Origin of the sequence: Streptomyces sp. NPDC090032 (assembly GCF_044748025.1) — a bacterium.
Lineage (GTDB): Bacteria > Actinomycetota > Actinomycetes > Streptomycetales > Streptomycetaceae > Streptomyces.
In genome coordinates, this window is record NZ_JBIVFF010000006.1 from 204,378 (window position 1) to 220,867 (window position 16,490).

At 71.6% G+C, this 16,490-nt stretch carries 16 protein-coding genes; 7 read left to right on the forward strand and 9 right to left on the reverse strand.

All coding sequences use genetic code 11. The annotated features are described in order from the left end of the window. Positions 1 to 23 precede the first annotated feature (23 nt). Together ACIPWY_RS16320 and mscL are read left to right on the forward strand one after the other, a co-directional pair. The gene (locus ACIPWY_RS16320; RefSeq protein WP_393701554.1) at positions 24 to 608 is read left to right on the forward strand and encodes an RcpC/CpaB family pilus assembly protein; all 585 of its coding nucleotides are present in this window, start codon (positions 24 to 26) and stop codon (positions 606 to 608) included. 150 nt (positions 609 to 758) lie between these two features. After that, positions 759 to 1,217, forward strand: coding sequence for a large conductance mechanosensitive channel protein MscL (mscL, locus tag ACIPWY_RS16325; protein WP_362898396.1), 459 nt, complete (start codon positions 759 to 761; stop codon positions 1,215 to 1,217). A 7-nt stretch (positions 1,218 to 1,224) separates the two neighbouring features. Here the strand turns inward: mscL and ACIPWY_RS16330 are convergent, their stop codons facing one another. Then, positions 1,225 to 1,407, reverse strand: a complete 183-nt coding sequence (locus ACIPWY_RS16330; RefSeq protein ID WP_362897792.1) for a hypothetical protein — start codon at positions 1,405 to 1,407, stop codon at positions 1,225 to 1,227. Between the two features lie 333 nt (positions 1,408 to 1,740). On the opposite strand from ACIPWY_RS16330, the gene ACIPWY_RS16335 reads away from it, so the two are divergent. From ACIPWY_RS16335 to ACIPWY_RS16345, 3 genes are all read left to right on the forward strand, one after another. Beyond that, positions 1,741 to 2,808, forward strand: coding sequence for a P1 family peptidase (locus ACIPWY_RS16335; protein WP_393701552.1), 1,068 nt, complete (start codon positions 1,741 to 1,743; stop codon positions 2,806 to 2,808). A 285-nt stretch (positions 2,809 to 3,093) separates the two neighbouring features. After that, the gene (locus ACIPWY_RS16340) at positions 3,094 to 4,287 is read left to right on the forward strand and encodes an Ig-like domain-containing protein (RefSeq protein ID WP_393701649.1); all 1,194 of its coding nucleotides are present in this window, start codon (positions 3,094 to 3,096) and stop codon (positions 4,285 to 4,287) included. Positions 4,288 to 4,455: 168 nt separating this feature from the next. Next, complete coding sequence (locus ACIPWY_RS16345) at positions 4,456 to 5,226, forward strand: DUF6227 family protein (RefSeq protein WP_362897795.1); 771 nt, start codon at positions 4,456 to 4,458, stop codon at positions 5,224 to 5,226. Positions 5,227 to 5,278: 52 nt separating this feature from the next. On the opposite strand, the gene ACIPWY_RS16350 is transcribed toward ACIPWY_RS16345, so the two are convergent. The 6 genes from ACIPWY_RS16350 to ACIPWY_RS16375 form a co-directional block, all read right to left on the reverse strand. Further along, positions 5,279 to 5,512 (reverse strand): hypothetical protein, encoded by a 234-nt coding sequence (locus tag ACIPWY_RS16350; RefSeq protein ID WP_362897797.1) that lies wholly within the window; start codon positions 5,510 to 5,512, stop codon positions 5,279 to 5,281. Between the two features lie 106 nt (positions 5,513 to 5,618). Then, on the reverse strand, positions 5,619 to 7,685 hold the full coding sequence (locus ACIPWY_RS16355; RefSeq protein WP_393701550.1) for a fructose-specific PTS transporter subunit EIIC: 2,067 nt from the start codon (positions 7,683 to 7,685) through the stop codon (positions 5,619 to 5,621). A 124-nt stretch (positions 7,686 to 7,809) separates the two neighbouring features. Further along, positions 7,810 to 8,757, reverse strand: a complete 948-nt coding sequence (gene pfkB / locus ACIPWY_RS16360; protein WP_362897801.1) for a 1-phosphofructokinase — start codon at positions 8,755 to 8,757, stop codon at positions 7,810 to 7,812. A gap of 70 nt (positions 8,758 to 8,827) precedes the next feature. Beyond that, complete coding sequence (locus ACIPWY_RS16365; protein WP_362897803.1) at positions 8,828 to 9,589, reverse strand: DeoR/GlpR family DNA-binding transcription regulator; 762 nt, start codon at positions 9,587 to 9,589, stop codon at positions 8,828 to 8,830. Positions 9,590 to 9,818: 229 nt separating this feature from the next. Continuing rightward, on the reverse strand, positions 9,819 to 10,583 hold the full coding sequence (locus tag ACIPWY_RS16370) for a glucose 1-dehydrogenase (RefSeq protein ID WP_362897805.1): 765 nt from the start codon (positions 10,581 to 10,583) through the stop codon (positions 9,819 to 9,821). 55 nt (positions 10,584 to 10,638) lie between these two features. Next, on the reverse strand, positions 10,639 to 11,349 hold the full coding sequence (locus ACIPWY_RS16375) for a TetR family transcriptional regulator (RefSeq protein WP_393701547.1): 711 nt from the start codon (positions 11,347 to 11,349) through the stop codon (positions 10,639 to 10,641). Positions 11,350 to 11,420: 71 nt separating this feature from the next. Between ACIPWY_RS16375 and ACIPWY_RS16380 the strand changes: the two genes are divergently transcribed. Continuing rightward, positions 11,421 to 12,680 carry an ABC transporter substrate-binding protein gene (locus tag ACIPWY_RS16380; RefSeq protein ID WP_393701545.1) on the forward strand — a complete coding sequence of 420 codons (1,260 nt, stop codon included), beginning with the start codon at positions 11,421 to 11,423 and terminating at the stop codon, positions 12,678 to 12,680. Positions 12,681 to 12,744: 64 nt separating this feature from the next. Here ACIPWY_RS16380 and ACIPWY_RS16385 read toward each other — a convergent pair whose 3' ends face one another. Then, positions 12,745 to 14,247, reverse strand: a complete 1,503-nt coding sequence (locus ACIPWY_RS16385; RefSeq protein WP_362897810.1) for an MFS transporter — start codon at positions 14,245 to 14,247, stop codon at positions 12,745 to 12,747. Positions 14,248 to 14,400: 153 nt separating this feature from the next. Here ACIPWY_RS16385 and ACIPWY_RS16390 point away from each other — a divergent pair, with 153 nt between their 5' ends. Continuing rightward, positions 14,401 to 15,396, forward strand: coding sequence for a helix-turn-helix transcriptional regulator (locus ACIPWY_RS16390; RefSeq protein WP_393701543.1), 996 nt, complete (start codon positions 14,401 to 14,403; stop codon positions 15,394 to 15,396). A 45-nt stretch (positions 15,397 to 15,441) separates the two neighbouring features. Here the strand turns inward: ACIPWY_RS16390 and ACIPWY_RS16395 are convergent, their stop codons facing one another. Further along, positions 15,442 to 16,446: an RNA polymerase sigma factor RpoD/SigA gene (locus ACIPWY_RS16395; RefSeq protein WP_100596094.1), complete on the reverse strand. Its 1,005-nt coding sequence runs from the start codon at positions 16,444 to 16,446 to the stop codon at positions 15,442 to 15,444. Positions 16,447 to 16,490 lie beyond the last annotated feature (44 nt).

The following is a 16,490-nucleotide window of genomic DNA, read 5'->3' on the forward strand; positions in this document are numbered from 1 at the left end:
CACGATCCAGGTGGTGGTCGCCCATGTCCCCGTTCAGCACTCCCCCGACGTGTGAGGTCCCGCATTTCGCGCCGCTGCGGGTCCGCGGCGGGCGGTGGCTGCCACGCCGTGCGGGCCGGCACCGGCGGCGGGCGGTCGCCGCGGGCCTCGTCATGACGGCGGCGGTCCTGGTGGCCGCGGGGCCTTCCGGCGCGGGGTCTTCCGGCACGGGCTCCTCAGGCTCCGCGACCTCGGGCTCCGAGTCCTCAGGCTCCGCGCGGGAGCGGGGGCGGCGGCCGGTCGTGACGGTGTCCGCGCCGGTGCGGATCGCGGACGCGGCGGCGGTGCGACTGCTGCGGCCCGGTGACCGGGTCGACGTCGTGGCGGCGGGGGCGGGAGCCGGTGCCGGTGAGGCGCAGGGCTCCGGAGGTCAGGGAGGCAGGGTCGTGGCGGCGGGGGTGCGGGTCAGCTCCGTGCCGGGGTCATCGGGATCGCCGGGATCGCCGGAGCCAGTCGACGATACGGCCGCGGAGGGTGGCGCGCTGGTCGTCCTGTCCGTGCCGCGGACGACGGCGGCGCGGCTGGCCGCGGCCGGTGCCACCTCGCGGCTGGCGGTGACTCTGTGGTGATCATTTTCGGGCATCCGGACGGGCCGGTCCGCACGGGTTCGAAGCCAAGTCCCTCGTTCGAGTCAGCGAATTGGACAGGTCCGTCAGGCCCTGCCGTAGGTTGCGGAACTGTTTGTTCCACAGACTGCACAAATGAAGAGAGGCCTTCTGGTGAGCGAGAAGAAGAAGCCGAGCGTGTGGGAGGGCTTCAAGGCCTTCTTGATGCGCGGCAATGTGATCGACCTTGCGGTCGCGGTGGTCATCGGAGCCGCGTTCACCAACATCGTGAACTCCGTCGTGAAGGGCGTCATCAACCCACTGGTCGGCGCGTTCGGCACGCAGGACCTGAACGGCTACAAGTCGTGCCTGAAGGGCACGTGCCCGGGCCCCGACGGCATCGAGATCCTGTGGGGCTCGGTCCTCAGCGCCACCCTCACGTTCCTGATCACGGCCGCGGTCGTGTACTTCCTGATGGTGCTGCCGATGGCCAAGTACCTGGCCAAGAAGGCGGCCCGGGACGCCGCGAAGGAAGGCGCCGCGGAGGTCGTCGAGCTGTCCGAGCTGGAGGTCCTGAAGGAGATCCGCGACGCCCTGGTGGCACAGCGCGGCTCGGGGCACAACGAGCAGTAGCCGCGACTCAGAGGTGGTGGGGCGGCTTCTCGTCGAGGAAGCGTGCCAGGTCGGCGGCACTGTCGCCGCCGGAGGTGGGCCGCTCGCCCCACCCTCGGTCCGTATCGTCCGAGGACTGCGTGCTCAACGGATCGTCGAAGACCAGCGCGTTCTTCGGATCGCGCGGTTCGGGGGCGGGGGCGGTGCTCATGCCTCAAGCGTACGTCCGTCGGGGGGCGGGGTGCCCGGGCGCGGGGTGCCGGGGGGTCGGCCCCCGGCTCGACGCATGCTTTCCGGGACCTTCGGCTCCGTGGGTTGCCGGTCAGCTGGGGGATTCGGCGCCCTTGCGGGCGTAGAACCACCGGCAGAGGCCGATGCATGTGACGTAGAAGCCCATAAAACGCCGCAAAGAAAAGATCGTGACGCAGGCGTCGCCGATCTTGTCCGCGAGCCGGCCGTCGCTTCGACGGGTCCCGTACGGCACCTGCTGTTCGGCGCGTGCGGAGGCGGGGTCGGGGCCCAACTCGCGTGATACGCATGCCGTATGACGACGCCCACGCGCAATGCCCTGACCGATGTCGCCGGCCTGCGGGTCGGTCATGCCACCCGCGTCGGCGAAGGCGGCTGGCTGACCGGCACCACGGTGGTGCTCGCGCCCGAGGGCGGGATGACCGCCGCCGTGGATGTGCGCGGGGGCGGCCCGGGTACGAAGGAGACGGACGCCCTCGACCCGCGCAATGTGGTCCGGCGCATCGATGCCGTGACGCTGACGGGCGGCAGCGCCTACGGCCTGGACGCCGCGTCGGGTGTCATGGCGTGGCTGGAGGAGCAGGGCCGGGGTGTACGGGTGGGGGCCGGGCCGCGCGAGGTGGTGCCGGTCGTCCCCGCCGCGTGCGTCTTCGATCTGGGCCGCGGCGGCGAGTTCGGGGCCAGGCCCGGCGCGGCTACCGGCCGCGCGGCGGTGGAGGCGGCGGCCGCTTCCGCGCCGGGCTCCCCCGTCGCGGAGGGCTCGGTGGGCGCGGGCACCGGTGCGGTGATCGGCGGGCTCAAGGGCGGTGTGGGCACGGCGAGCACGGTGCTCGACTCGGGTGTCACGGTCGCGGCGCTGGTCGTGGCCAACGCGGCCGGCTCCGCCGTCGATCCGGCGACGGGCGCACTCTACGGACGGCTCTTCGACCCCGGCTCCGCCCCCGAGCGAGGCGGCGGCCCGTATCCGTCGCCACAGACCCACGCGCAGGCGCGGGCGCGGATCGCGCGGGCCGGGGAGGAGGCCGCCGGGCAGACATCGCCCCCGCTGAACACCACGCTCGCCGTCGTCGCCTCGGACGCGCTGCTCACCCGTTCCCAGGCACAGAAGCTGGCGGGCACCTCGCACGACGGCATCGCGCGCGCCGTTCGTCCGGTGCACCTCCTCAACGACGGGGACACCGTCTTCGCCGTGTCAACCGGCACGCGCCCGATCGACGAGGACAACCCCCTCGCGTTGAACGACATCCTCGCGGCGGGCGCGGACATGGTGACGCGGGCGATCGTGCGGGCGGTGCTCGCGGCGGAGTCGGTGCGGGGGCCGGGCGGTACGTTCCTCTCGTACCGGGATCTGTACGGGAGTTGAGGTGCCGGGCGCAGTCCAGGACGCAGGGCGCCCTCGTGGCTCACGCGGCCCCGGGGCTCACGCAGCCCGTGATCCACGCGGCGGACGGCCCGCCCGGTTCCTGGTGTGGCCTGTGTCTCCGTTCACATGTTCCCGAAGGAACCTTTCCATTCAGGCCGCACTCTCTACCCACACTGGAGTAACTACCTAATCCTGGAGCATCTCGTGACAACCCCGGACACCTCCGCGCACCAGCAGCATCCCCGGCAGCCCGGGCAGGGCCGCGGGCGCACCGCGCGGCGGGTCCTGGTGGCGACGGCCGCGCTCGCCGCCTGCGCGCTCGCCCTCACCGCCTGCGGCGGCAGCGCCAGCGCGGAGAACGACGACGACTCGACCGGCAAGAGCGGCGACAACAAGGGCTCCTCCGCCGCACAGATCACGATCTCGGCCAAGGACGGTTCGACGGGCGCGTCCATCAACGCGACGGGCGTGAAGGTCAAGTCCGGCAAGCTCACCGCCGTGACGATGACGGAGCCCGACAGCGGGAAGACCGTGCCCGGCTCGCTCACCTCCAACGGCTCGGCGTGGAAGCCCAAGGAGCAGCTGGAGCGAGGGACGAAGTACCGCATCTCGGCCACCGCAAAGGACTCCGAGGGCCGCCCCGCCGCCGCCAACTCGATCTTCACGACGGTCACCACGTCGGGCAGCTTCATCGGCACGTACACGCCGGACGGCGGCACCACCGTCGGCGTCGGCATGCCGGTCTCGTTCACGTTCGACAAGGCGATCACGAACAAGAAGGCCGTGCAGTCGCACATCACGGTCTCCTCCAGCAGCGGCCAGCAGATCGTGGGCCACTGGTTCGGCGCGCAGCGGCTCGACTTCCGACCGGAGGAGTACTGGAAGGCCGGCTCCAAGGTCACGATGAGGATCGCTCTGGACGGCGTGCAGGGCGCGAACGGGGTGACGGGCGTACAGAACAAGACGGTCAGCTTCACCGTCGGCCGTTCCCAGGTCTCCACCGTCGACGTGAACACCCAGACGATGACGGTCGTGCGGGACGGCAAGACCGTCAAGACGATCCCGATCTCGGCCGGCAGCGCCCAGCACACCACGTACAACGGGCAGATGGTGATCTCCGAGAAGTTCGTCCAGACCCGGATGAACGGGTCGACGGTCGGCTTCGGCGGCGAGTACGACATCCCTGACGTGCCGCACGCGATGCGCCTGTCCTCGTCCGGGACGTTCATCCACGGCAACTACTGGTACCCGAAGGGCAATCCGCCCTTCGGCCGTTCCGGCACCAGCCACGGCTGCATCGGCCTCGCGGACGTCCAGGGGGCGGGCGGCGCGACGATCGCCAAGTGGTTCTACGACAACTCGCTCGTCGGCGACGTGGTGACCGTCAAGCACTCCCCCGACACCACGATCGCGCCCGACAACGGCCTCAACGGCTGGAACATGTCGTGGAGCCAGTGGACGGCCGGCAGCGCGGCCTGAGCCCCACCGAGAGCAGCCCGGAGCCCGCCGAAAAAACGGGTACGAGAGCGGGCCGCGCGGGAACTTCCCCGTGCGGCCCGCTCGTTTCTGATTTCGAGGACATGATGTCCGACCTAGGGGCTACGGTATGCACCCACAAGGTGACATGTAGCAACGCCGGGAGATGCCTTGAGCGTTCCGTACGACACCGCAGCGTACGAGCCACCCGAATCGCACGAGTCGCATCAGCCGGACGGCACGCACCAGCCGGATGAGCACCTCGGGCGCCTTCTGGGCCGGGCCCTGAACTCCTTCGAGCTGCCCGACGAGGCCCTCGCCCGCCTCGACTGCGCGCTCGCGTACGACACTTCGCTGCACTCCGCGCACCACAGCGCGGGCCTGCACCGCGAGACGTACCGGCACACGTGGCTCCTCGCCGACGGCAGCGCGCTCACGCTGTGGGAGCTCGTGCACAACACGATGCCCGGCCGGGCGACCCAGCACGAGGTGTACACGTCGGAGGACGATCTCCACCTGGCGACGGACCGCCTCCCGCTGCCCCGCGAGGCCGCCCCCGAATTCGAGCTGCCGCTCCCGCTCCAGCTCCCGTCGGTCCCCGAGCCGCGCCGCAGTTACGCGGCCGACAACTCGGCGGACCACGCCCGCCGCCTGTTGCGCCGCGCGGAGAACGAGGACCGTCCGGGCCCCGGCACCGCCCGTCTCCTGCACACCGCGTACGCGCACCAGATCACGCAGGCCTTCGGTCGCCCGCGCCTCGGATTCACGCTCTACGAGCACGCGTTCCTGCTGCACGACGGCAGCGAGGTCAGCCTCTGGGAGATCGAGCACACGGCGACACCGGACGGCCGTCACATGTGCGAGGTGTACGCCACGCAGGACGAGGCCCGCGCGGCGATGCAGCGCCGCGCCACCGACCGCTCCCGCCCCAGCTGCGGCTAGACCGCTCGCGCCTCAGCTGCGGCCAGCGGTGTCCATCAGCGGCCAGCGGTCTCTATCGGCGGCTGAACTGGCGTACCAGGCCCGCGAACGCGTCGCGCTCGTCCGGTGTCAGCGGCACGGACTCCAGGGCGGGCGGCCCGCCCTGACCCGGCAGCGAGGCGAGGGGCTGCGCGGTGCCCCAGGCCACATGGCGGACCAGCCGGACGAGACCGACCGCCCACACCACGGTGGCGACCGCGAGGAACGCCACGCCTACCTGCTGAAAGATCGACACGTGCTCAGGCATGGGCCCAGTCAACACCACGGTCCGGAACTTTGGTCCCGGACCGTGACGTATCTCGCATGAGCGGACAGTTCCGAACTGTCAGGTGTTTACCGTCAGGCGGTAACCGTCAGGCGGCCACCGATATCTTCGGCTCCTCGTCCTTCGCCGCGACCGCGTCGCCTGCCCCGTCGGCCACGCCCTCGGGGGCGGCCTTCCGCATCCCCTTCAGGACCACGACCAGGGCCGTCGACACGCAGACACCGGCGGCGACCGCGATGAGGTACAGGAACGGGTTGCCGATCAGCGGGACCACGAAGATGCCGCCGTGCGGGGCGCGCAGGGTGCAGCCGAAGGCCATCGACAGGGCACCGGTGACCGCGCCGCCCGCCATCGAGGCGGGGATGACGCGCAGCGGGTCCGCCGCGGCGAACGGGATCGCGCCCTCCGTGATGAACGAGGCGCCGAGCACCCAGGCCGCCTTGCCGTTCTCGCGTTCGGTCCTGGTGAAGAGCCGGCCGCGCACGGTCGTCGCGAGGGCCATGGCCAGCGGCGGGACCATACCGGCCGCCATCACCGCGGCCATGACCTTGAGCGAGCCCTCGGTGGGGTTCGCGAGGCCGCCGACCGCGAAGGCGTACGCGACCTTGTTCAGCGGGCCGCCCAGGTCGAAGCACATCATCAGGCCGAGGATGACGCCGAGGATGATCGCGTTGGCGCCGGACAGGGAGTTCAGCCAGTCCGTCAGGGCGCGCTGGAGTGAGGCGATGGGCTTGCCGATGACGAGGAACATCAGGAAGCCGACCACGGCGGAGGAGATCAGCGGGATGACGACCACCGGCATGATCCCGCGCAGCACGGGCGGCACGTGCACCTTCTGGATCGCCATCACGACGCCGCCCGCGATGAGACCGGCGGCGAGGCCGCCGAGGAAGCCGGCGTTGATGGTGAGCGCGATCGAACCGCCGACGAACCCGGGCACGAGCCCCGGCCGGTCGGCCATCCCGTACGCGATGAAGCCCGCGAGGACCGGGACGAGGAACGCGAAGGCGACGGAGCCGACCTGGAAGAGCAGCGCGGCCCAGCTGTCGGTCTGGGTCCACACGAAGTGCTCGGCGACGGACGGTGCCTTGTTGATGGTGTAGCCGCCGATCGCGAAGCCGAGGGCGATGAGAAGACCGCCGGCCGCGACGAACGGGACCATGTAACTGACGCCGCTCATCAGCCACTTGCGCAGCTTGGTGCCGTAGCCGTCGCCGGTGTCACCGGCCCGGTCCACGGGGGTGCCGGGTGCGGCTCCCGATGTCGTCTCCCCGCGCGCGGCCTTCTCGCGGACCTCGCCGATGAGTTCGGCGGGCCGGTTGATGCCCGCCTTCACGCCGACATCGACGGTGGGCTTCCCGGCGAACCGGTCCTTCTCCCGTACGGGCACGTCGTGGGCGAAGATCACGCCGTCCGCGGCGGCGATCACCTCGGGGGCGAGGCGGGTGAACCCGGCCGAGCCCTGCGTCTCGACCACCACTTCGACGTCGTCCGCGTCCCGGCCCGCCTTCTCCAGGGACTCGGCCGCCATGTAGGTGTGGGCGATGCCGGTGGGGCAGGAGGTGACCGCGACGATCTTGAACTTCGCGGCGGGGGCCTCCGGCTCGGGCGGGGGCGTGGGCTCGGGCGCAGCCGCCGGGGCTTCGGCAGCGGGCGAGGGCTCGGATTCGGACGTGGGCCGGTGCGTGAGCTCCGGCTCCGGCTGCGTCTCCGGCTCATCCCCGCGGATCAGCGCCGCCGTGTCCCCCGCGTCGGTCGCCGTCCGCAGTGCCGCCTTGAAGTCCTCGTCCATCAACTGCCGTGCCAGCGACGACAGGATGGTCAGGTGGGCGTCGTCCGCTCCGGCGGGCGCGGCGATGAGGAAGATCAGGTCGGCCGGGCCGTCCGGCGCCCCGAAGTCGATCCCGTCGGCGCTGCGGCCGAAGGCGAGGGTCGGCTCGGTGACGTGCTCGCTGCGGCAGTGCGGGATGCCGATGCCGCCGTCGAGGCCGGTCGGCATCTGCGCCTCGCGGGCCGCGACGTCGGCCAGGAAGCCGTCCAGGTCGGTCACCCGGCCCCGGGCGACCATCCGCTCGGCGAGGGCACGGGCCGCCGCCTCTTTGGTGTCGGCGGACAGGTCGAGATCGACCAGGTCGGCGGTGATCATCTCGCTCATCGCGGGCTCCTTCGCACGCGTATCGCCTTGGCGGCGGGGGCGGGGGTGGGGACGGGGGTTTCGCCGCGGGGACGGCGGCTCCGGAAAGGAGTGTGGGGAGTGATCAGGGGCGGGGCGCAGGCCGTCATGGCGCGGGCTCCTTCAGTACGCGGTCCAGCGGGACGTCCGCCGTCAGGGTCACCGCGTCCGGGTTCAGGTCGGCCGGGGTCGGCATCGCGCTGCCCGGGAGCTGGACCGCCGCGGCGCCGTGGGCGACGGCCGAGGCGAGCGCCCGCGGGCCCGTGCCGCCCGCGATGAGGAAGCCGGCCAGGGACGAGTCTCCCGCGCCGACGTTGCTGCGGACGGTGTCGACCGGGGCGGTGGCGAACCAGGCGCCCGAGCCGTCGACGAGCAGCTGCCCGTCCGCGCCGAGGGAGGCGAGGACGGCGCGCGCGCCGAGTTCCCGCAGCTCCTCGGCGGCCTTGACCGCGTCGCCGACGGTGGCGAGCGGACGGCCGACCGCTTCGGCGAGTTCCTCCGCGTTCGGCTTGACGACGTCGGGCCGTTCGCGCAGGGCCGCGAGGAGGGCCGGGCCCGAGGTGTCGAGGGCGATCCGGGCGCCGGCCGCGTGGGCGCGGGCGACCAGCTCGGCGTACCAGGACGGGGCGAGGCCGCGCGGGAGGCTGCCGCAGCAGGCGGTCCAGGCGGCACCGGCGGAGCGCTCGCCGACGACGGAGAGCAGCGACTCGGCTTCTTCCGGGGTGAGTTCGGGACCCGGCGCGTTGATTTTCGTCAGCGTTCCGTCCGGCTCGGCGAGCGCGATGTTGGACCGGGTCTGTCCGGCTACGGGAACGGAGGCGACGCTGATCCCCTGGGCGTCGAGGAGTTCGGCGACCAGGGCGCCGGGCGCGCCACCCAGGGGGAGCACGGCGAGCGTGCGGGCGCCGGCGGCGGCGACGGCCCGCGAGACGTTGACGCCCTTGCCGCCCGGGTCCATGCGCTCACCGGCGGCGCGCAGGACCGCGCCCCGGTCGAGTGCGGGGACCTCGTAGGTGCGGTCCAGGGACGGGTTGGGGGTGACGGTGAGGATCATGCCGCGTACGTCTTCCGTGCGTCTTCCGTGGTGGCTTGCGTGGGGGGTTCCGGGGCCGGTGTCGTGGGGCTCATGCGCGGACCACTTCCGTGCCGCCCTTCTCGATGGCGGCTGCGTCCCCGTCGCTGAGGCCGCTGTCCGTGATCAGCACGTCCACGTCCCCCAGGTCACCGAAGCGGGCGAAGTGCTCCTGCCCGTACTTGGCGGAGTCGGCGAGCAGCACGACCCGGCGGGCGGCGGAGACGGCCGCGCGCTTCACGGCGGCCTCGGCGAGGTCGGGGGTGGTCAGGCCGTGTTCGGCGGAGAATCCGTTGGCCGCGAGGAAGAGGACGTCGGCGCGGATCTCCGCGTACGCCCGCAGGGCCCATGCGTCGACGGCGGCGCGGGTGCGGTGGCGGACGCGGCCTCCGACGAGGTGCAGCTGGATGCCGGGGTGGTCGGCGAGGCGGGCCGCGACGGGCAGGCCGTGGGTGACGACGGTGAGCGTCGACTCCAGGGGCAGCGCCGCGGCGAGGCGGGCGACGGTGGTGCCCGCGTCGAGGATCACGGTGCCGTCCTCGGGGAGCTCGGCGAGCGCGAGCCGGGCGATGCGGTCCTTCTCGTCGGCCGCGGTGCCCTCGCGTTCGGCGACGTCGGGCTCGAAGTCGAGCCGCCCGGCCGGTATGGCACCGCCGTGCACGCGCCGTACGAGACCGGCCCTGTCCAGGGTCTTCAGGTCGCGGCGGATGGTCTCCGCGGTGACCTGGAACTCCTCGGCGAGTGACAGCACGTCCACGCGTCCGCCATCCCGCGCGAGGCGGAGGATCTCCTGCTGCCGCTCCGGTGCGTACATGTCCGTTTGCCTCCGCCGTCTCACCCGGGCACGCCCGAGTCTGTGGTTTCGATCTGAGGCTACGACTGGATTTCCAGAAAGTAAACAGGTTCGGGCATGTCGCGGACACAAACGGACTTTCGTCCGGTAGGCGTGGACAGGGGTACATCCCGTAGACGTAGACAGGCGCACACGCAGAAGGGCCCGGCCTCCTCGCGGAGAACCGGGCCCTTCCGGGATGCCTGCGTGCCTACTGGCCCATCACGTACTTGACCGTCGGGCCCGTGGTCCAGCCGCCGTCCACGGCCAGCTCGGCGCCGGTGACGTACGAGGAGTCGTCCGAGAGCAGGAACACGGCCGCCTTGGCGATCTCGTCCGCCTCGCCGACGCGGCCCATCGGGGTGTTCGGGTAGCCGCCGTCGCCCTGCTGGATGCCGAGCTGGGCCGTCATCGGGGTGTAGATCATGCCGGGGTGCACGGAGTTCACGCGGATCTTCGCCGTGCCCTGCTCGACCGCGGCGAGCTTGGTCAGGCCGCGCACACCCCACTTGGAGGCGCCGTAGGAGCCGGTGAGGGCGAGGCCCATGAGGCCGGCGGCGGAGGAGATGTTGACGATGGAGCCGCCGCCGTTGTCCTTCATCGCGTTGATGGCCGTCTTCATGCCGATGAAGACGCCGGTGAGGTTGATGTCGAGGACCTTGCGGAAGTGCTCGACGGTCTCCGTCTCCAGGGGCTGGCCGGTGGAGATGCCCGCGTTGTTGACCAGGCCGTCGATCCCGCCGAACTCGGCGACGGCGAACGCGGCGACGGCCGTCCAGTCCTCCTCCGACGTCACGTCGTGCCGCACGAAGCGGGCGCGGTCGCCGAGGTGGGCAGCGAGGGTCTTGCCCTCGTCCTCCAGGACGTCGGTGACGACGACGTTGGCACCGGCCTCGACGGCGCGGCGCGCGATCTCGGCGCCGATGCCGCGGGCTCCGCCGGTGACGAGAACGGTCTTGCCGGTGAGGTTGTTCATGGATGCTCCAGGAAGTCGAGGGTGGAACAAGGGAGTTCAGGAGGGGTAAGCGAGTTCAAGGAGTGAGGGCCGGCGGGCTTGGGTCGGGGCCAGGCCAAAGGCCCTGGGCCGGGGCCCACGGGAAGTCGCCCAGCGCCGCGAGGCACCCCGCGGCGAGCGCCGCGGGCCCGAGCTCGCCGTCCGCGGGGGCGTCGCTCGCGGCCCAGGTCTCCACGCCCACGCGAACGGCCGTGCAGGCGACCCCGGCGGTCAGGCGCAGGGCGAGCGACGCGGGGGCCTGAGGAGCGCCTGATCCGGCTTCCGGGCCGTCCCCCATCCGCTCCACGAGCACCGCGAGCAGCGTCGCCTCCGACGCGTGGCAGGCGGTGCCCCACACCGCTTGCAGCGCCGGGCTCTCCGCCGCCATGCGCAGCAGGGACCTGACCCACTCCAGCGATTCCCCGTTCGCCGCGTCGTCCACGGTCAGCGACTGCGCGACCGCGTGCCGCAGCGCGTCGGGTACGGACAGCGCCGCCGGGGCGTCGCGTACGGCCTCCGCCCACTGCTGGGCCCCCGCGGCGAAGAGCGGGGCGACCGCTTCTTCCTTGGTCGCGAAGTAGCGGTAGAAGGTGCGCGGAGCGACCCCGGCGGCGCGGGCGATGTCCTCGGCGCGGGTGGCGCGCAGGCCGTCCTCCATGAAGAGCGCCGCTGCCGTACGGGCGATGTCCAGGCGGGTGGCGGCCTTGCGTCGTTCCGTCAGCGTCTCAGTCGTAGAGCTACCGGGCATGAAGTCATGTTATGCCTCTGTGGCAGAATCTGCCACCGACCTGGCGTGCAACCAAGGGGTGGGCGAAAGCAGTGCGGCGGCGACGTTTCCTTCTTCAGACGGCCGGGCTCGCCGGCGCCGCGGCCTACGGCCTCAGCGGCTGCGGTTCCGGCTCGTCGAAGGCCTCCCTCAACCTGATGGTGGCCAGCTACGACCAGAGCGTCGGCTCCTCGATCGGCGACCAGTGGGACCAGGTCGTCAAGGCGTACAAGAAGGTGAAGCCGGACGTCACGGTCCATGTCGAGCGGATCCCGTTCGCCAAGCTGGACCGGACCCTCGCCCAGCGGGTGAAGGACGGCAAGGCGCCCGACATCGCGCAGTCCAACGTCTTCGCGACCTTCGCCGACCAGCGCAAGCTCTACCCGGTGTCCGAGCTCTTCGACATCCCCACCCAGGCCGACTTCACCCAGTCGTTCACCCAGGCGGGCACGGCCCACTACGTCCAGTACGGCATCCCGTTCATGGCGAGCACGCCGCGCCTCTTCTACAACACGAAGCTCTTCGAGCGGGCGGGTGTCTCCGCGCCCACCTCGTGGGACGAACTGCACGCCGTGGCAAAGGCGTTGAAGGCGATCGGCGTGAAGACGCCGTACGGGCTGCAGCTCGGCCCCGAGGCCGCCGAGGACGAGGCGCTCGCGTGGCTGCTGGCCGGCGGCGGCACCTACGCGGGCGTCACGGGCTACGACTTCGCGACCGCCGGCAACATCGCGACGCTGACCTGGCTGCGCGACCGTCTCGTCGGCGAGGGCCTGGCCGGCTCCGCGCCCCAGCTCCTCGACAGGACGGCCGCCTACGGGCAGTTCATGCGCGGGCAGATCGGCATGATGATCGCCCACCCGGTCCTGATGAACGCGGCCGACCGGGCGAAGGTCCCGTACGCGCACGCGGCGTTCCCGCAGCGGGAAGGGGGCGCGGCGGCGCCGGTCGGGCTGAGCGACTGGCTGCTCGCGTTCAACCGGAACGGCCACAAGGCCGAGTGCGGCGAGTTCTTGACCTACCTCTACAGCCGTAAGTCGGCCAGGACGTACGGGGGCGGCCAGGCGGCGCTGCCCGTGACGGCGTCCGCGTCGGACGCCCTGCGCTCCGACCCCGCGCAGCGCCCGCTGTGGAAGTTCATCGACCAGATGCCTCGGGCGGAGTTCCAGCCGGTGAACCAGGCGTCCTGGCCCGACGTGCGGGCCGCGATCCGCGAGGACATCGGCTCGGCGGTCGTCCGGGGCGGCAACCCGCGCGAGGTGCTCCAGACCCTGGACACGACGGCGAGCCGCGCGGAGATCCGCGCGGCGAGCTGAACGCACTGTGGGCGGACCCCACTCGGGGGCCCGCCCACATCAAGTCCCGCAGCAACCAGAGGCGTCAGACCAGCTCCGGCTCCTTCTTCACCGGTCCGGCCTCCGGGTCAGCGTCCTGCGCGCCCCCTTCGACGTGCTGCGCGGGCCGGCTCGGCAGCGCGAACATCAACAGGAAGATCACGGCGAGCACGCCGACGACGTACCACAGCGAGTTGCGGAACGCGTCGGTGAACGCCTGGCCGACCTCGGTCGGTGCGAGGTGGTCACCGATCGTCCCGAAGAACACCACGGAGACCAGGCCGAGCCCGAGCGCCGTACCCATCTGCTGCATGGTGTTGATCAGCCCGGACGCCGAACCGGCGTGCTCGCGCGGCACGTCGGAGAGCACCGCGTCGGTCAGCGGGGCGACGATGAGGCCCATGCCGACGCCCATCACGACGAGGGGCAGCGCCATCTGCCAGGACGCGATCCCGGCGCCGTACCGGCCGGCCTCCCAGATGTAGAGCAGCAGTCCGGCGATCATCGCCAGCGCGCCGGTCTGGAGCACCTTGCGACCGAACTTCGGTACGAGCTTCTGCACGGAGATCCCGGCCGCCACCGACACGGCGATGGAGAACGGCACTCCGGTCAGGCCCGCGTGCAGCGCCGTCCACCCGAGGCCGACCTGCATGTACATCGTCCACACCAGGAAGAACACGCCGAGTGCGACACCGAAGACGATCTGTACGGCGATACCGGCCGCGAAGCTCTTCACCTTGAACAGCGACAGCTCGACCAGCGGCGAACCGTCGCGCCGCGTCTTGTACTTCTCGTAGGCGACGAGCGCGCCGAAGACGAGGACGCTGGAGCCCATCATGACGTGGCCCCACACGGGCCAGCCCAGCTCGCGGCCGCGCGTCAGCGGGTAGATCAGCATCAGCAGGCCGAGCGTGACCAGGACGACGCCGACGAGGTCGAGCTTGAGGGCGCGCGGCGCCTTGGACTCGCTGATGAACTTGCGGCCGAGGAGCAGTCCGGCGATACCGACCGGCAGGTTGATCAGGAAGATCGGGCGCCATTCGAGACCGAACAGGTTCCACTCGGTGAGCAGCGCGCCGAGCAGCGGGCCGGAGACCGCGCCCAGGCCGACGATCATGCCGAAGAGGCCGAAGACCTTGCCGCGCTCCTCCGCCGGGAACGTGGCGTGCACGATCGACAGGACCTGCGGCACCATCATCGCGGCCATGCCGCCCTGGAGGATGCGCGAGGCGACCAGCATCTCGGGGTTCGCCGCGAAGCCGCAGAGCGCCGAGGCGAGCGTGAAGCCGGCGATGCCTATCAGGAAGAGCCGCTTGCGGCCGTAGATGTCACCGAGCCGCCCGCCGGTGATCAGGCCCGCGGCGAACGCCAGCGCGTATCCGGCGGTGATCCACTGGATCTGGCTCACGGTGGCGCCGGCGTCGCGCTGGATGGACGGGATCGCGATGTTGACGATCGTGACGTCGACCAGGTCCATGAAGGCGGCGGTCATCACGATGGCCAGGGCGAACCATCGTCGCCTGTCGGGGGTGGTCACGGGTGAAGTCATACGAGGAGACTAGGAGGCATGTAGGACAGGCCGTGTCCTAGATGACCCGCACCCTGGAATCTCCCGATAACGAATGCGCCGCGAAAGCCAGAAGCGAGGGCGCCGCGAGCGGGACGGACACGATAACGAGACGCGAACGAGAGGGGACGCACCATGACCACCGACACCCCGGCCCGGCTGCTTCAACTGCTCTCCCTGCTCCAGACCCCGCGCGAGTGGCCCGGCGGCGAGCTCGCCGCGCGCCTGAGCGTCTCGCGGCGCACGGTGCGCCGGGACGTGGACCGGCTGCGTGACCTCGGCTATCCCGTGCAGGCGTCGATGGGCGCGGAGGGCGGCTACCGCCTGGTCGCGGGCAAGGCGCTGCCCCCGCTGGTCCTGGACGACGAGGAGGCGGTGGCGATCGCGGTGGGCCTGCGGGCCGGGGCGGGGCACGCCGTCGAGGGTGTCGAGGAGGCGTCGGTGCGGGCGCTGGCCAAGCTGGAACAGGTGCTGCCCTCGCGCCTGCGGCACCGGGTCTCCACGCTCCAGGCCGCGACGATGCCGCTGACCGGCGGGGACGGGGCGTCCATCGCGACGGAGACGCTCACGGTCCTCGCGTCGGCGACGGCGGGGCAGGAGCGGCTGCGGTTCCGCTACCGCGCGGGCGACGGCACGGAGTCACGCCGTCTGACGGAGCCGTACCGGATGGTGTCGACGGGGCGGCGCTGGTATCTGGTGGCGTACGACATAGACCGGGACGACTGGCGCACCTTCCGCGTGGACCGGGTCGAGGAGCCGTTCGCCACGGGTGCGCGGTTCGCTCCGCGGGAGCTGCCGACCGGCGACGCGGCGGAGTACCTGCGGCGCTCCATGTCGGGGCGCGGCCGGCCCTCGTACGAGATCGACGTGACGTTCCGAGCGCCGGCGGACTTCGTGGTGGCGCGGCTGCCCTCGACGCTCGGCGCGCCCGAGGCGCAGCCCGACGGGACGTGCCGCCTGCGCGCGACGGCGAGCGACTCGGTGGAGTGGCTGGCGCTGCGGCTCGCGCTGGTGGACTGCGAGTTCACGGTGCACGGGCCGGATGAACTGACGGACTACCTGACAGAGTTGAGCAGCCGCCTCGCCCGCGCTACGGACGGGCCGTTGAAATCCGGCCCGTCCGGCGCTTGAGGGCAAGTGATGCGGAGGTCCGGGGGCAGCACCCCCGGAACAACCTCACGCGGCGGCATCGAACCCGGTGTCCCGAGCCAGCTTCTTCAGCTCGAGAAGCGCGTGCTTCTCGATCTGCCGGATCCGCTCGCGGGTCAGCCCGTGCTCCTTGCCGACCTCCGTGAGCGTGCGCTCACGGCCGTCGTCGATCCCGTACCGCATCTTGATGATGGACGCCGTGCGCTGGTCGAGGCGCCCGATGAGGTCGTCCAGCTCCTCGCTGCGCAGCAGCGTGAGGACGGACTGCTCGGGCGACACGGCGGAGGTGTCCTCCAGGAGGTCGCCGAACTGGGTGTCGCCCTCGTCGTCCACCGGCATGTTCAGCGAGACCGGGTCGCGGGCCCAGTCCAGGACGTCGACGACGCGCGCGGGCTTGGAGTCGAGCTCGGCGGCGATCTCCTCGGGCTCGGGGTCCCGGCCGTTCTTCCGGTTGAACTCGCGCTGCACGCGCCGGATGCGGCCCAGCTCCTCCACCAGGTGGACGGGGAGCCGGATCGTGCGTGACTGGTCGGCTATCGAGCGCGTGATGGCCTGCCGGATCCACCACGTCGCGTACGTGGAGAACTTGAAGCCCTTGCGGTAGTCGAACTTCTCGACGGCGCGCACCAGGCCCGCGTTCCCCTCCTGGATGAGGTCGAGCAGCGGGAGACCGCTCCTCGGGTAGCGGCGCGCGACAGCCACGACCAGGCGCAGATTGGACTTGATGAAGACGTCCTTGGCCCGCTCACCCGCGGCGACGAGTGCTTCGAGCTCCTCGCGGGACGCCTTGCCCGCGGCTTCGCTCTCCGCCTCGCCGTCGAGGATCTGCCGGGCGTACACGCCCGCCTCGATGGTCTGGGAAAGTTCGACTTCCTTGGCGGCGTCGAGCAGCGGTGTACGCGCTATCTCGTCGAGGTACATGCCGACCAGGTCGCGGTCGGCGATCTCGCCGCCTACGGCGCGAACACTGCGTGCGCCGTCGGTCTCGCCGGAGGCGGCGGACTTACGACGGGCGACGGCACGGGTTGCCATGCGTGCTCCCTTGCGATGGTGGGCGGGGGCCTGCGGTGGACAGG

Coding starts and splice junctions, on each gene's coding strand:
- ACIPWY_RS16320 (WP_393701554.1), top strand. CDS start 24: ATGTCCCCGTTCAGCACTCCCCCGACGTGTGAGGTCCCGCATTTCGCG.
- ACIPWY_RS16330 (WP_362897792.1), bottom strand. CDS start 1,407: ATGAGCACCGCCCCCGCCCCCGAACCGCGCGATCCGAAGAACGCGCTG.
- ACIPWY_RS16335 (WP_393701552.1), top strand. CDS start 1,741: ATGACGACGCCCACGCGCAATGCCCTGACCGATGTCGCCGGCCTGCGG.
- ACIPWY_RS16350 (WP_362897797.1), bottom strand. CDS start 5,512: ATGCCTGAGCACGTGTCGATCTTTCAGCAGGTAGGCGTGGCGTTCCTC.
- ACIPWY_RS16355 (WP_393701550.1), bottom strand. CDS start 7,685: ATGAGCGAGATGATCACCGCCGACCTGGTCGATCTCGACCTGTCCGCC.
- pfkB (WP_362897801.1), bottom strand. CDS start 8,757: ATGATCCTCACCGTCACCCCCAACCCGTCCCTGGACCGCACCTACGAG.
- ACIPWY_RS16365 (WP_362897803.1), bottom strand. CDS start 9,589: ATGTACGCACCGGAGCGGCAGCAGGAGATCCTCCGCCTCGCGCGGGAT.
- ACIPWY_RS16370 (WP_362897805.1), bottom strand. CDS start 10,583: ATGAACAACCTCACCGGCAAGACCGTTCTCGTCACCGGCGGAGCCCGC.
- ACIPWY_RS16375 (WP_393701547.1), bottom strand. CDS start 11,349: ATGCCCGGTAGCTCTACGACTGAGACGCTGACGGAACGACGCAAGGCC.
- ACIPWY_RS16385 (WP_362897810.1), bottom strand. CDS start 14,247: ATGACTTCACCCGTGACCACCCCCGACAGGCGACGATGGTTCGCCCTG.
- ACIPWY_RS16390 (WP_393701543.1), top strand. CDS start 14,401: ATGACCACCGACACCCCGGCCCGGCTGCTTCAACTGCTCTCCCTGCTC.
- ACIPWY_RS16395 (WP_100596094.1), bottom strand. CDS start 16,446: ATGGCAACCCGTGCCGTCGCCCGTCGTAAGTCCGCCGCCTCCGGCGAG.